The organism is Rhizobium aethiopicum, from assembly GCF_900094625.1.
GTDB classification, from domain to species: Bacteria; Pseudomonadota; Alphaproteobacteria; order Rhizobiales; family Rhizobiaceae; genus Rhizobium; species Rhizobium aethiopicum.
Genome location: NZ_FMAJ01000005.1, coordinates 16,798 through 29,930 on the forward strand (window position 1 = coordinate 16,798; position 13,133 = coordinate 29,930).

Sequence of the window (13,133 nt, forward strand, 5' to 3'; positions counted from 1 at the left end):
ATGGGACTTGCAGCGTCAGCTTTGCTGGTCGGGCCGTTGACTGTAGAGTACAGCAGCACCTTTGGTGACTCCTCGATGAGTATCAGCAAGAAGTGGCTTCTCTTCGTAATTGCGGTCCTGCCCCTCATCGCAGCGGCCATGATCGTTAAGCGCGGGGCGATTGGTGGTTCAGTTCATAATGAAAAATAGCTATTCAGAACGACCGCTACCGAGCCGTGGAGTGACATTGGCAGCACCGGCCACGAAGGTTCAGACGGACGCGGGTGAAGGCAGATGAGGGTATCCATCCATACTCTCGGCACGCGCGGAGATGTTCAGCCTTATATCGCTCTGGCATTGGGATTGATCGAGCGCGGACATCGAGTACAGCTCGCTGCCCCGGTTCAGTTCGAGAGCATGGTGCAAGATCATGGCATCGGATTCGCCCCCCTGCCCGGAGAGTTTCTCGCTCTTCTCGACACACCGGAAGGAAAGGCAGCGATCGCCGGCAGCAAAGGCTTCGGTTCCGGTATCAAGCTGCTCAAGTACGTCCGTCCGATGATGCGAACCTTGCTCGATGCGGAATGGAAAGCCGCCCAGGCATTCACACCGGATATCTTCGTGCATCATCCGAAGGCAATGGCGGTGCCACATATGGCAGAGGCGCTCCATCGCCCATTTATTTTGGCCTCGCCCCTGCCCGGCTTTACGCCAACCTCTGCTTTTCCCAGCCCGATGTTGCCTTTCAAAGATCTGGGCTGGTTCAATCGCATCAGCCACCTCGCGGCCATCAGGGGTGCCGATCTTCTGTTCGGGAAATTGCTCTCGAACTGGAGGGCTGAACAACTTGGTCTACCGCGGCGCAGGATGCCAGCAATCGCTTCGGATGGCACGCTCTACGCTTACAGCCGACATGTCGTGCCGGTCCCTCCTGACTGGGGCAGTGACGTGCTGGTGAGTGGCTACTGGTTTCTCGACAGCAAAAACTGGCGGCCTTCCGACGAACTGGCAGCATTTCTCACGGAAGGAGAGCCGCCGGTCTACGTCGGCTTCGGAAGCATGCCCGGCGTCGATCCGGTACGAATGACAGCCATTATTGTCGAAGCGCTAGCAAGGCGGGGCAAGCGGAGTATCTTGGCTCTTGGAGGCGGTGCTCTGTCCGCAGAAGATAGATCCGGGCACGTTCATGTCGTCCGCGACGCCCCTCACGACAGGGTGTTTCACGAGGTGAGTGCGGTCATCCACCACGGCGGCGCCGGAACGACCGCGGCCGCTCTTCGGGCTGGCAAGCCCATGATCATTTGCCCATTTTTTGGCGATCAACCGTTCTGGGGAAGGCGGATAACGGACCTCGGCGTAGGACTGTCACTCGAGCGCCGAGCATTGACCGTCGAGAGCCTGACAGCAGCACTGGCAGCCATGGACGATACACTTATGCGACGTCGGGCAGAAGCGGTTGGCGCACGGATACGGTCTGAGGATGGGGTTGCGACCGCAGTTGGCTTCATTGAGGCTGCTGCGAACAAACGTCAGGCGCATCCTTCGAAATGATGAGCGGCGCCCGCCCAAGTTCCTGCCCAATCGAGAGGCATCAGGAGAATGAGATTAACTCCGGCGATGCCAATGGGCGGGCGCGAAAATTCGTCGCCTGCAAAGGTCGACGAATTGCATTCCAGGCGCGGGTCTCTCGATATAATATCGATTGTTAATCCAAAACGCTCGCACGGCGGAAGGTCAAGGCATGCTGTTTAGGAGACGGAAGCCGCTCTCATTGGCTCAGCGGATCCGTGCCGTCTTTTGGCCATCTAAGGGGTTATTGCGGTCCATCCGGTACATTGCCATTCGAGTACTTCGATTGAAGGCTACTCCTCATGCCGTTGCGGCTGGGGTTGCAGCAGGAGTGGCCGTGTCCTGTACGCCCTTCCTGGGCTTTCACTTCCTGATGGCTTTTTGTTTAGCCTTCATCCTGAGAGGCAACATGATTGCAGCTGCGCTCGGGACGGCGTTTGGAAACCCACTTACCTTTCCGGTAATCTTTGCTGCTGCCTATCGGATTGGCATCTTTGTTTTAGGCCGCGCGCCCGAGAAGATCGGTGAAGCCGATCTGTTCACCCTGCTCCGGCATCTCGATTTTGCACCACTTTGGCATCCGATCCTGAAACCGGTGCTTGTCGGCGGCCTTCCGCTCGGCGCTTTTTGCGGTGCGGTTTTCTATCTATTGACGTGGCAAGGTGTTCGCTTATTTCAGCAGCGAAGAACGCGGCAGGGTGTATAAGATCGTGAGGTCCACGAGCGACGCCCGCCGACGCTTCCGCTGTTCCGGCGGCGACTGCACGGGCGAGTTCTCGGTGATGGCGGGTACGGTGTTCCACTCACGAAAGCTGCCGTTCGGAAGCTGATCATGGCGATTTACAGGACGCCATCAGTACTGCGCAAACCCTGATAAAAGGAAACGAGAAACAATCGGGCCTTTGTGCAGGTCACGCTCCACGTTCGCAGAATAACGACCTTTTGGCGGTCTTCGCTACCGTGCCAGCAGCGGGGTGTTGCGACGGGGGTTCTGCGAACCGCGTTCTACCTCATTGCCGACGACGAGTTCCATCTCGGCGTCGTGCCGTTCTCGTTGTGGTGGTCGAACCGCCTGTTCGCGATTGTCAATTGCCCTAAAGTGACAGGTCGCTCGGAACTCGGGGCCCTCTCACGCATTCTTGTCTCAGTCGAAACAGTGCGTACGGCAATGGATGCTTCCTCACCTCGTCTCCGGTCTTCGCAACAATCTAACCCCAGCGTTCTAAAGGCTCTCGGTCCCGGCCTGGTAACAGGTGCGGCGGACGACGATCCGAGTGGCATCGCCACCTACAGCCAAGTGGGTGCCCAGTTCGGGTATACGCTCGGTTGGACCATGCTCTTCAGCTACCCGCTCATGGCTGCGGTCCAGGGATTGAGCGCAGGGATCGGAGCGGTGTCAGGCAAAGGCCTCGCCAAGAACTTGAAGCTCCACTACCATCGGCACTTCGCATACACCGCGATGATCTTGCTGTTTATTGCGAACTTCATCAACATCGGTGCCGATCTCGCCGCGATGGGAGCCGCGCTGAGATTGCTCGTCGGCGGGCCGGAGGTCGTCTACGCCCTTATGTTCGGCATTCTTTGTGCGACCGCTCAGGTTTTCGTCCCATATCCCGCCTATGTCTCTGTCCTGAAGTGGCTGACATTGTCGCTCTTCGCTTATGTCGCTGTCGTTCTGGTGGTGGGCGTGCCATGGGGCCAGGCGCTGAGTGGTCTCGTCATGCCTACATTCGAGTTGACCGGAGAACACTTCACCGCCTTCGTGGCAATCCTTGGCACCACGATCAGTCCCTATCTGTTCTTCTGGCAGGCCGGGGAAGAAGTCGAAGAACTGAGACGCCGCAAGCTCGCACGCCTGCGGCGGATTCCGGAGATGGCGGAACCCGAACTCGGCCGCATCCGTCTCGACACGCTTGTCGGCATGGGTTTCTCCAATCTTGTGGCAATTTGCATCATCGTTGCAGCCGCGGCGACGTTGCACGTCAACGGCATCGACAAGATTGAGACCTCAGCCCAAGCGGCGGAAGCCCTCAAGCCGGTCGCGGGTGACTTCGCCTTCGCCGTCTTCGCGGTGGGAATCATTGGCACCGGGCTCCTTGCGGTTCCGGTACTTGCGGGTTCTGCAGCCTATGCTGTTGCCGAGAGTTTTGGCTGGTCGGAAGGTCTCGACAAGAAGCCCAAAGAGGCAAAGGCCTTCTATGCCACAATCGTCATCGCCACGCTCGGAAGCGTTGCGGTCACGATGTTGGGTCTCGATCCCGTCAGGGCTTTGTTTTGGAGCGCGGTCGTCAATGGCGTTCTCGCGACCCCAATCATCGTCATGATGGTCATGATGGCGAGGAACGCGGCCATCATGGGAGAACTTAAAGCCCCGCGTTGGATGGTCTATATCAGCGCCTTCACGGCACTCGTCATGGGCCTGAGCACAGTCGGCATGCTTCTCTTTTGAGTAGGGCTCAGGCTCTGTTACGTCTCTTGAAGTAGATGAGCGGCAGCACCGCCGACAGTCATATGAAATGGCTGCGATGGCTCTGTCGCAGCGGGCCATTTGTCACTCAATAATTTTAGACGGTGGCGCTATAGTAGTTGTGCTGCGCATCATACCGACGTCACGGTGCAAGACGATGGGCGGTCGGGACGGCAGTATAGAGCTTTCCCATGAAAAATTCATGACGGCCGCTTTCCACCATCGTCGTCCAGGGTCTTAGCCTCAGCAGCGTGACCTGAAGGGCACTGCAGAGGAAGCAGTCTAACCTCACAGGCAGAGAAGGCGCTTTGCACGGGCTCATTTAAAGCCCGATTTCGCTGGAAATGGGGACGTCACGCTTCTATCATCCAGTGAACGGCGTGTGCTGCGTGCGCCGCGGGCTTTCCCGAGATCGACGGAGACTGAAGATCAACCTTCCAAAACACAGGGAGTGCTGACCGGTGTCGTCGCCTATCTCTCCAGGTCTCATCCGATCCACCCTCTGCCAGTTCCTCGGCAGCGAAGCTTCAGGCGGCCTCGTCCTGATGGCAGTCGCCATCGCTGCAATCGTGACGGCGAACTCACCGCTTGCAGAGGGTTACTTCCACGCCCTTCACGTCTATCTGGGGCCGCTCAGCCTGCTGCACTGGATCAATGACGCGCTGATGGCGCTGTTCTTTCTCCTCGTCGGGCTCGAGATCAAGCGCGAAATGCTGGACGGCCAGCTCTCCAGCTGGAGCCGCCGTATTCTTCCGGGCGCGGCGGCACTGGGAGGCATGGTCTTCCCTGCTCTCTTCTACATCTTGTTCAACTGGGAAAACCCGGCCGCGCTGCGTGGCTGGGCGATTCCGACCGCGACGGACATCGCGTTCGCCCTGGGCGTCATCTCGCTGTTCGGTCCGCGCGTGCCTGCGTCGTTGAAGATCTTCCTGGCGGCACTGGCGATCATCGATGACCTCGGGGCCGTCGTGATCATCGCGCTGTTCTACACGAGTGATCTCAACCTCCTGGCGCTTGCAGGGGCCGCGGCGGTGCTGGCGGCGCTCTATGGTATGAATCGCAATAAGATTTTGAAGCTCTGGCCGTATCTGCTGCTCGGCGCCGCGCTCTGGGTGCTCGTCTTCGCATCCGGAATCCACGCGACGCTGGCCGGCGTTCTTCTCGCTCTTACTATTCCACTGAAGGTGACGCCGGGAACGCCCGAGGCGAGCCACGAGCAGTCGCCGTTGCACCATCTCGAGCACATCCTGTACAAGCCCGTCACGTTCGTCGTCGTTCCGATCTTCGGCTTCGCCAATGCCGGGGTCTCCTTCTCCGGCGTCTCGACAGCGACGCTGACGGAGCCATTCACACTCGGCGTGGCGGCAGGCCTTCTGCTCGGAAAATTGGTTGGCATTCTCGGTATCGTCTTCATCCTCGTCAAACTCGGCCTCGCCGACCTACCCGCCAAGGCGAGTTGGGGGCAGATGACCGGTGTGGCCGCCCTCTGCGGCATAGGCTTCACCATGAGCCTTTTCATAGGGTTGCTTGCATTCGATGATCCAAACGTTCAGGATTATGTGAAGATGGGCATCCTGCTGGGGTCTCTGCTGTCCGGTCTGGTCGGCGCGGCAATGCTCGCCACATTCAAGCGGCGACTGTGACCCTGTTGGCTGAAAGCCTTCCAACTGGCATCTCCTCGGGGTCGCTGACTCGATGCGGAATGGGCGGGCGGCCGCACCTATTCGCCGTTCTTTCGCCGGATAGGCTAAATAGTAAGTGAGGTTACGATCCCACCTAGGGCTCGTCGTTCCTGGTCTAACTGAGTTCACCGTCGCACCGGAAGTTGACACTGGCCTTGGACATGCCATATCGATTCCAACGGTAATGGATTCTGCCGGGCATCACGCCGAACCGCTTCCCTGATGAAGCTGATGACTCCTACTCAACGCGAGCCACGCGAAGGAGTAGAGTCGTGCCTAGAATCCAAAGTCCGTTTCTTTTTCCCTTAATCGCGGGATTGCATGGAGCGTCGTTCGCATGACGCCCGCATCGGTTTTTCGGTCTTCGTTTTCAAGACGGAGTTCTTCTTGGTGCGCTCCGGTCTGCCGCAGGAGCTTCGCCGGTTCCTGACGACCGGGCTTCTCGGGGCATTCACGACGTTCTCGCTCGACAGGGTCAGCCTCTGGGAGCGCGGACAATGGGTCGTGGCAGCGGGCTACGCAGGGCTTTCGCTGGCCGCATCGATAACAGGTCTGTTCAACGGATTGTTGATGATCCGCTTTGCTGCACAAGGAAGTTGATAATGAAGAACCTCCTTACGAGCTGGCCCCTCTGGGCTCTTTTGTCAGCGGGGTTTGCTGCCCTCACGGCGATCTTCGCCAAGGTCGGTGTGGAGAACGTCAATTCCGACTTTGCCACCTTTTTTCGAACTATCGTTATCCTGATGGCTGCGGGCCTGATGCTCTATATCACCGGCAACTGGCAGGAGCCGTCCTCGGTCTCACCGAGAAGCTGGCTTTTTCTCGTCCTGTCCGGATTGGCCACCGGCGCATCATGGATTTGCTACTTCCGTGCTTTGAAGCTGGGTGACGCCGCCCGCGTTGCGCCCATCGACAAGCTCTCCGTGGTTTTCGTCTCGGTCTTTGCCGTGTTGTTCCTCGGTGAGCGCCTGTCGCTGCCGAACTGGCTGGGCGTCATCATGATCGCGGGAGGGGCCGTGCTCGTGGCATACCGGGTTTGAAGTAAGCGTCAAAAGGGAGGGAGCCAGGAAAGTCTTCCGCTGAAAACCTCAAGGTACTTTAGGCAGGAAGGGGGACGTCGGTGGCATGACGTCTTCCGCGGGGGCAGCCACGTCCGGGAAGAGAAGCGCGCCCCGCTCCAACATCGCTCTTGTTCGAGGGGATTGACTTCGGCCGAAAACGAAGCGCGCACCCTTGTCCTGGAAAGGGCAAATCGCCAGATCCCAACCATCGTTCTTCACACGCCCTTCCACGGCTAAGCGACGTCGAGGTCACAGGTTCCACCACTCCAAAGTCGCCGTCGTTGAACGCGACACGGCTCACCGGGATTTCCACAGCCTATTTCGAATATCCGCGATGCCTGCCGTAGGCCGCGATTTGCTCGGCGCTGAGTATCTGTGTCACCTCAAGGTGCGCTGCGAGGTGAATGAACCTCAGCCGCGATCGGCTCGTCTCGGCTTTGGCAACCAGGTCTTGAAGCGTGGATTCCGTGATTGTCCGGCTTTTGAATGCGGCATCGAGCGCCCGCTCGGTTTCGACGAATGCCATCCCCTCCCTCGACGCACGCGCCTGCATGACGTCGAAGATCACCCGTACCCGTTGGAGCTGATCGTCTGTCAATTCGAGCTGGTCTTTCATCAGCAGCACATGCGATGGCCCCGGATAGCGGTTGAGTTCGGCCGGCTTCGCAAAACCCCACCCGCCCCCTCTCATCAATTCGTCGACGTCCGTTTCCGACAACGACTTGATATCCCTTCCCGCCTCCTGAGCGTATGGCGACGTGGCGTGGTGCGGCCCTTCGGCCAACGCCTGCGTGGAGAGAATAGCGAAACTAAAGGTGACAAGCAGGGACTTCATCGGTTGCGCTCCAATTGCGGATGGGGCCACCACTATTGCTTGCCGCCCGTATGTGCGACATGATCGAAATCATGTCGCACATCCTCATGGATCAAGTCCGCAGCCTCTCGAGTGGAAGAAGAACATTTGACGCTGGCCGGCACCTCTTCAACCAGGGCGACGAGGTGGAAAGCCTGTATCTCGTGGAGTCCGGCGTCGTTCATCTCGTTCGACATCAGGTCGACGGCAACGTTGCGGTGCTGCAGCGGGCGTCAGCGGGGCTGGTCCTTGCGGAAGCTTCCGTCTTCTCCAGCGTCTACCATTGTGACGCCGTCGCCATCACCGACGCGGACGCAACATCGGTTCCGATCCATTCGATCAGACGCGCCCTGCGCAGCGATCCGGAATTCGCCGAAGGCTGGGCGTCCTATCTTTCCTACCAGCTACAGCAGACGAGGAAGCGCGCGGAGATCGCCAGCCTGAAGACAGTGGCCGCTCGTCTTGAATCCTGGCTGGCATGGAACGACGGCGAGCTGCCGTTGAAGGGAGAATGGAAGGCGCTGGCCTACGATATCGGCGTATCGCCGGAAGCGCTCTATCGAGAGCTGTCGAAGCGGCGCGGCTCTTTTGTGCAAGATCGCACTCTTGCGGCCAGGATTGCGAAGGTTGAGACCAAGGATCCAGTCGCGATCAATACGGCCATTGAGAAAGCGGGTTATCCATCCAGCTTCAGACAGATTTGATTTCGCAGCGGCCCCTCGGATTGACCAGGTTTTCCGCGCCGAAGCCCCAAACGGTCACCGGGGCGACGCATAGGTCTGCGGCGACCGTCGATATGCTTCCTCACAGCGCGGCCAACAAAACCACGGCCCCTGTGGGGCGGCCCGTCTATAGGATGAATACGGTGCATGCATCTTGCACACCGGCGATCCAGGCCCGGTCAGCCGACGGAGCAAGCTCGATCTCGTGGGCGCGCACGAAATTCCGCCTGCTTTGCTCTGGAGAGTTCTACCTCAGTTGTCTGTCGCTTCCAACTTCTGTCCCGAGGCAGTTGCAGCTATCTTGAACACACTGGCATTATAGATCTGCTCTACCGCTCTTGAGAGGCACGCATCAAATTCCCCATCGCTCATGGTTGCCCGAAGATCCTCTGCCAGCGCGCGGGAGAAGCTCGCGATCATGCCGTCGTTGTGACTGAGCTTCTCGCAAGCATCTGCGCAGCTATAGCCGCCCGACAGAGCCACAACGCGGGCGACCGATTTGTGGTCGATCAACGGTTTGTAGAAATTAGCCACAGTCGGAAGGGAAAGCTTGATCATGACTTTCTCGCCCGAGGTATATCTGTCGAGCTCGTCGGCGATTTCATCGCGCAAGATCGTCTCAGCCTCCTCCTTCGTGGCGCTCTTGATGAGAACCTCCGGCTCGACAATTGGCACGAGACCGTAGTCGAGGATCCGCCGCGCGATCTCAAACTGCTGCTTGACGACAGCAGCGATGCCAGAACTATCTGCATGCGCGATCACCGACCGCATCTTGGTCCCGAAAATCCCCTTCTTCACTGCGCGTGTCAGGAGGCTGTCGAGGTCCGGCATGGGCTTCATCACTTGGACGCCATTTTCCTCGGCCGCCAGACCCTTGTCGATTTTCAGGAAAGGCACGACACTGCGTTCTTCCCAAAGAAAGTCAGGGACCGGTCTCCCGGCGACATCGCCATCCATGGTCTTTTCAAAGAGGATTGCGCCGATCACCTTGCTTCCAGAAAAAGAGGATGCAGTCATGATACGCACGCGCATCTTGTGCATCAGGCGGAACATGTCGTCTTCGCCGCTATAGTCGGAATCGGAGATGCCGTAGAGACGCAACGCAGCCGGAGTAGAGCCTCCGCTCTGATCGAGCGCGGCGATGAACCCGTCCTTGTCGATCATCTGTGACATCATTTTCTGATTGGGTGCCATTTTCTTCCCCTCATATGCCGCCGCATCTGCGACTTGCTTGACCAGATTTAAAGCAGAATGACGTAATTATAGCTCGGTGCAAGAGGCTCAAGAGCTGACCGGCCTGCGCGCGGTATTGATTTTGCGCAGCAGGATTGAATCTGGATCATCCCGGCAGGACGCCTCGACCGCCATTCTTGTATTGCATCAATCCGTGCTTCTCGGCCGTCCGCTCCATGGTGGCGGCAAGCCGAGGCCGCAGGATCGAGCTTATTCCAGCAACGTGCAGCAAGGACTTTTCCTCAGCGCACATTGTACTTTGCGTCTAGTTCGTTGATCGCCTTCACATTGCCGGCGGAGCGGCTGTTCTCGTCGAAAGTCTGGGCGAGAAAGGCATCGGCAATAGACTTGGCAAGCTCAGGCCCGATCACGCGCGCGCCCATCGTGATGATTTGGGCATTGTTGGAAAGCGCTGCCCGTTCGGCAGAATAGGTGTCGTGCGTCAAGGCCGCCCGGATGCCGGGGACCTTGTTGGCCGAGATACAGACGCCGATGCCGGTGCCGCAGACCAGAATTGCCTTGTCATACGTACCATCGATCACTCCCGATGCGACACGCTCCGAGAGATTCGCGTAGAAGGGATCGAGGCCGTCATTGATGCGGGACACTTCTTCGACGTCGAAACGATCCTTGAGGTGATCGGCCAAGACCTTGGCGAGGCCTTCGCCGGCGCTGTCTCCAGCAATTGCAAGCTTCATTGTCTTTCTCCTTGGGATTAGGCGGGAAGTTTGGCGGCGCATTTCGCAAGGATATCGAGGTAGCCCTCGACGTTCCATGCAGAACGGCCGATGAAGAGCCCGTCGACATGTGGGCACGAAATCAGTTCCTCGCAATTTTGCGGATTGACCGACCCGCCATAGAGGCAAGGAATTTTGCGCCCTAATATCGCTTCAGCGACCGCAATGATCTCAGCCTGGCGTGCGTCGGCATAGTCCGCAGTCGCAGGTATTCCCTTTTCGCCGATTGCCCAAACGGGCTCGTAGGCGAGAAGGATGTCGGCCGTTTTCTGCTCATCGGCAAGCTTTGCAAACGCCCCGCGAACCTGGGTTGCGAGGACCTCCGCCGCCCTGCCGCTCTCACGATCGGCAAGTGTCTCGCCGATGCAGATGAGCGGGATCAGCCCATGGCGGACGGCAGCTTCCGTCTTCAGCCCGACTGCCTCGTTAGACTCATTGAAGAACTCACGCCGCTCCGAGTGGCCGAGTTCGACCATATCGAGACTGCAATCCTTCAGCATTAGGGGCGAAACCTCGCCGGTCCATGCGCCGTGATCGGCCCAGTGCATATTCTGCGCGCCTACCTTGACGGAGGTTTCCGCCAGCAGGCGCTTGACCTCACGTACAGCCGTGAAAGGTGGAATGATGAAGCGCTGGATGCGAGAATCGCGCCCTTCATCAGCAACCGCAAGGGCCTTGGCGAATTGCTCGGCTTCTGCGAGCGTCTTGTTCATCTTCCAGCTTGTGCCGATCCAGAATTGCCGTGTCTTGGTCATGCCTGTTCCTGTGCCGGAGCGATGGTGAGCTTGATGCCCGACTGCTCGAATTCGTTGATGACAGCTGCCTCAGGCGCGCTGTCGGTGATAATGGCGTCGTGTTGCGAAGGCGAAAGCGATCCCGCAGGTTCAACTCAGTAGCGCTTGCGCAGTTCGTTCGTCGGTAATCAACCCATGCAACCTTCTGCTTCGCAGGATCGCCCTGATCGCCGGCACCTTGCCCAGCCCGCCAGCAAGGGCCACGAGGCGCTCTTTCGCGGTTTGGGGGAAGGATGCTGAAAGCGTGCGGGCCGTGAGCGCCGTATCGAGGACCTGACCGTTAGCGTCGAAGAAATGCCCCAGGATCTCGCCCACGCCGCCGGCCGATGCGATATCCTCGATTTCCGCCGGCTCGACCATGCCGGAAAGCACAAGCTGCGCCTCCGCGTCCACTGTTCCCAAGCCGACAAGCTTCAGGTCGGCGGCATCGGCGAGGTCGAAAACCTCCTTCACACCGCGCTGAGCTCGAAGCACCTGCAGATCGTCGGCCGTGTTGGCAAAGAAGGGAACGGGCATTACATAGGCCTGCGTGCCCGTCTTTTCGGCGATGCGGTGCATAACGTCATAGGGATTGGCGCCGTAGTTCCGCGTGAGACCACCGAGCAGGGAAACGAATTTAGTCTGCTTGGCGCTGATGCGCGGCATATATTGAACGGCAGCCGAAAGCGTCCTGCCATGGCCCAGCCCGATGACCGCGTGGTCGCCGTACTCGATTTCCCGCTTCAGATAGCCCGCACCAGCATGACCCAGCGCGCGAAGCGGCAGACCCTCTTCGCCAAGATCTGGAGCCACTTCGCAATATTGCAACCCGAACCGCTCGGCGAGCCGTGTCTCGAGTTCGACGCATTCGACGATATCGCCGTCGATCGTCACCTTCACCACGCCGTCGGCGACGGCGCGCGCTATCAGCCTGTGGGCCTTGACCGATGGTATGCCGAGACGACGGGCAACGTCCGACTGGGTGAGCCCGCCGGCATAGTGGAGCCAGGCGGCCCGCACGGCAAGCGTTTCATCGGCATCCGTCATCGCCGCTCCCTCCGTTTGTTATCTGGTAATTCCACTGGATTTCAGCTGGCCTTTGTAGATCGTCCCGTCACATCTTCAAGTCCGCCGCCCCCGTGTCGATATGCGGCGCCCAGAAGGCGACGCTTTCGGCGATCTGCGCGATCACCTCGCGATCGTTCGGTTCGCGCTCCTTGAAAGAGAGTTCGAGGCAGATCTCGTTGTCGTCGGCACCGCCTGCCGCAAAGGCCTCGAGAAGCGGCGCGGGCTGGATCCTGCCTTTGGCGTTGAAGGCAGCTGTGAACGGCCGATGGCCGCCCTTGTCCATCAAGCTCTGCTTGATGTGGATGATCGGCGACAGCTTCGGCACGGCCCGCGCCCAGGCATAGGGATCATAGTCGCAGGGATTGGTGGAGGTGACATCCCCATGGTCAATATCGGCCATCATCCACATCGGCACGGCCATGTCGGCCGCCGACAGACGTGTCTGCAACGCGATGCAGGCCTCGATCGTCTCACCGAATTCGCGGCCGATGCTCATCGGTTCCCAGAAGATGAAAGACAGTCCGGCAGCCTTCGCGTGCTCGGCGACCTCACACCAGCAATCAATGGCGATTTTGATCAGTTCCTCGCGGCGAGCCGTGTCATCGAAATCCTTATAGGTGAAGATCGCAAACTGAGTGCCGACGGAACGTCCGCCGAGGTCGGCTGTAATGTCGGCAAAAGTCTTGAACCAGTCGATATAGTACCGGCGCACGTCACGGTCCGGATGACCGAAATGATTGAGGCGGCCATAGGGGCCTGTCATGCCTGAGGTGACCCGCACGCCGGTGCGCTGAAGCGCCGCCTCCATCTGCCGGGTCAGGCGGCGGATCACCGGTGCTGGCCAGCTCGGATTGACGAATTCATGCGTTAATTGCAGATCGCGGATGCGCAGCTTCCTTGCGACCGTCTCGATCAGGTCGTCGGGCTCGGCAAAGCGGTTCACCAGGGGATTGGTGTTGAGCGAGAGCGTCAGCGGCATCGGCAGATCC

General features: G+C 59.0%; 15 protein-coding genes and 1 riboswitch. Of the genes, 8 read left to right on the plus strand and 7 right to left on the minus strand.

What is annotated here, in order from left to right; all coding sequences use genetic code 11:
• The 7 genes from GA0061105_RS33350 (at position 1) to GA0061105_RS12215 (ending at position 6,737) form a co-directional block, all read left to right on the plus strand.
• Positions 1–189, plus strand: a complete 189-nt coding sequence (locus GA0061105_RS33350) for a hypothetical protein (protein WP_064692948.1) — start codon at positions 1–3, stop codon at positions 187–189.
• Between the two features lie 84 nt (positions 190–273).
• On the plus strand, positions 274–1,530 hold the full coding sequence (locus GA0061105_RS12190) for a glycosyltransferase (protein ID WP_064692947.1): 1,257 nt from the start codon (positions 274–276) through the stop codon (positions 1,528–1,530).
• A 190-nt stretch (positions 1,531–1,720) separates the two neighbouring features.
• A complete protein-coding gene (locus GA0061105_RS12195; protein ID WP_092750362.1) occupies positions 1,721–2,254 on the plus strand; it encodes a DUF2062 domain-containing protein in 534 nt (177 codons plus the stop codon).
• Positions 2,255–2,716: 462 nt separating this feature from the next.
• Positions 2,717–3,997: an NRAMP family divalent metal transporter gene (locus GA0061105_RS12200; RefSeq protein ID WP_092750363.1), complete on the plus strand. Its 1,281-nt coding sequence runs from the start codon at positions 2,717–2,719 to the stop codon at positions 3,995–3,997.
• Between the two features lie 479 nt (positions 3,998–4,476).
• Entirely contained in the window at positions 4,477–5,658 is a 1,182-nt protein-coding gene (nhaA, locus tag GA0061105_RS12205; RefSeq protein WP_092750364.1) for a Na+/H+ antiporter NhaA, read from the plus strand.
• Positions 5,659–5,868: 210 nt separating this feature from the next.
• A riboswitch (Fluoride riboswitch) is annotated at positions 5,869–5,945 on the plus strand.
• A gap of 73 nt (positions 5,946–6,018) precedes the next feature.
• Positions 6,019–6,297, plus strand: a complete 279-nt coding sequence (locus GA0061105_RS12210) for a CrcB family protein (protein ID WP_064692944.1) — start codon at positions 6,019–6,021, stop codon at positions 6,295–6,297.
• 2 nt (positions 6,298–6,299) lie between these two features.
• Positions 6,300–6,737, plus strand: a complete 438-nt coding sequence (locus tag GA0061105_RS12215; protein WP_064692943.1) for an EamA family transporter — start codon at positions 6,300–6,302, stop codon at positions 6,735–6,737.
• A 337-nt stretch (positions 6,738–7,074) separates the two neighbouring features.
• Here GA0061105_RS12215 and GA0061105_RS12220 read toward each other — a convergent pair whose 3' ends face one another.
• Positions 7,075–7,593 (minus strand): Spy/CpxP family protein refolding chaperone, encoded by a 519-nt coding sequence (locus GA0061105_RS12220; protein ID WP_092750365.1) that lies wholly within the window; start codon positions 7,591–7,593, stop codon positions 7,075–7,077.
• 71 nt (positions 7,594–7,664) lie between these two features.
• On the opposite strand from GA0061105_RS12220, the gene GA0061105_RS12225 reads away from it, so the two are divergent.
• A complete protein-coding gene (locus tag GA0061105_RS12225; protein ID WP_306371872.1) occupies positions 7,665–8,315 on the plus strand; it encodes a Crp/Fnr family transcriptional regulator in 651 nt (216 codons plus the stop codon).
• A 270-nt stretch (positions 8,316–8,585) separates the two neighbouring features.
• Here the strand turns inward: GA0061105_RS12225 and GA0061105_RS12230 are convergent, their stop codons facing one another.
• The 6 genes from GA0061105_RS12230 to GA0061105_RS12250 all read right to left on the minus strand — a co-directional run bounded on the left by GA0061105_RS12230 (position 8,586) and on the right by GA0061105_RS12250 (position 13,123).
• The gene (locus GA0061105_RS12230) at positions 8,586–9,527 is read right to left on the minus strand and encodes a fructose bisphosphate aldolase (RefSeq protein ID WP_092750366.1); all 942 of its coding nucleotides are present in this window, start codon (positions 9,525–9,527) and stop codon (positions 8,586–8,588) included.
• 145 nt (positions 9,528–9,672) lie between these two features.
• Positions 9,673–9,798 (minus strand): hypothetical protein, encoded by a 126-nt coding sequence (locus tag GA0061105_RS33755; RefSeq protein WP_280949922.1) that lies wholly within the window; start codon positions 9,796–9,798, stop codon positions 9,673–9,675.
• A gap of 10 nt (positions 9,799–9,808) precedes the next feature.
• Complete coding sequence (gene derI / locus GA0061105_RS12235) at positions 9,809–10,264, minus strand: D-erythrulose-4-phosphate isomerase (RefSeq protein WP_092750367.1); 456 nt, start codon at positions 10,262–10,264, stop codon at positions 9,809–9,811.
• A 17-nt stretch (positions 10,265–10,281) separates the two neighbouring features.
• On the minus strand, positions 10,282–11,058 hold the full coding sequence (locus tag GA0061105_RS12240) for a triose-phosphate isomerase (protein WP_092750368.1): 777 nt from the start codon (positions 11,056–11,058) through the stop codon (positions 10,282–10,284).
• A gap of 129 nt (positions 11,059–11,187) precedes the next feature.
• Positions 11,188–12,123 (minus strand): sugar-binding transcriptional regulator, encoded by a 936-nt coding sequence (locus GA0061105_RS12245; protein WP_092750369.1) that lies wholly within the window; start codon positions 12,121–12,123, stop codon positions 11,188–11,190.
• Between the two features lie 67 nt (positions 12,124–12,190).
• Positions 12,191–13,123: a sugar phosphate isomerase/epimerase family protein gene (locus GA0061105_RS12250; RefSeq protein ID WP_064693216.1), complete on the minus strand. Its 933-nt coding sequence runs from the start codon at positions 13,121–13,123 to the stop codon at positions 12,191–12,193.
• Positions 13,124–13,133: the final 10 nt, after the last annotated feature.

What these genes read in the sequence shown, in the direction of transcription:
- GA0061105_RS12215 (WP_064692943.1), top strand. Translation starts at nt 6,300, where the DNA reads ATGAAGAACCTCCTTACGAGCTGGCCCCTCTGGGCTCTTTTGTCAGCG.
- derI (WP_092750367.1), bottom strand. Translation starts at nt 10,264, where the DNA reads ATGAAGCTTGCAATTGCTGGAGACAGCGCCGGCGAAGGCCTCGCCAAG.
- GA0061105_RS12210 (WP_064692944.1), top strand. Translation starts at nt 6,019, where the DNA reads ATGGAGCGTCGTTCGCATGACGCCCGCATCGGTTTTTCGGTCTTCGTT.
- GA0061105_RS12200 (WP_092750363.1), top strand. Translation starts at nt 2,717, where the DNA reads ATGGATGCTTCCTCACCTCGTCTCCGGTCTTCGCAACAATCTAACCCC.
- GA0061105_RS12240 (WP_092750368.1), bottom strand. Translation starts at nt 11,058, where the DNA reads ATGACCAAGACACGGCAATTCTGGATCGGCACAAGCTGGAAGATGAAC.
- GA0061105_RS12245 (WP_092750369.1), bottom strand. Translation starts at nt 12,123, where the DNA reads ATGACGGATGCCGATGAAACGCTTGCCGTGCGGGCCGCCTGGCTCCAC.
- GA0061105_RS33350 (WP_064692948.1), top strand. Translation starts at nt 1, where the DNA reads ATGGGACTTGCAGCGTCAGCTTTGCTGGTCGGGCCGTTGACTGTAGAG.
- GA0061105_RS12225 (WP_306371872.1), top strand. Translation starts at nt 7,665, where the DNA reads ATGTCGCACATCCTCATGGATCAAGTCCGCAGCCTCTCGAGTGGAAGA.
- GA0061105_RS12195 (WP_092750362.1), top strand. Translation starts at nt 1,721, where the DNA reads ATGCTGTTTAGGAGACGGAAGCCGCTCTCATTGGCTCAGCGGATCCGT.
- GA0061105_RS12220 (WP_092750365.1), bottom strand. Translation starts at nt 7,593, where the DNA reads ATGAAGTCCCTGCTTGTCACCTTTAGTTTCGCTATTCTCTCCACGCAG.
- GA0061105_RS12230 (WP_092750366.1), bottom strand. Translation starts at nt 9,527, where the DNA reads ATGGCACCCAATCAGAAAATGATGTCACAGATGATCGACAAGGACGGG.
- GA0061105_RS12250 (WP_064693216.1), bottom strand. Translation starts at nt 13,123, where the DNA reads ATGCCGCTGACGCTCTCGCTCAACACCAATCCCCTGGTGAACCGCTTT.
- GA0061105_RS12190 (WP_064692947.1), top strand. Translation starts at nt 274, where the DNA reads ATGAGGGTATCCATCCATACTCTCGGCACGCGCGGAGATGTTCAGCCT.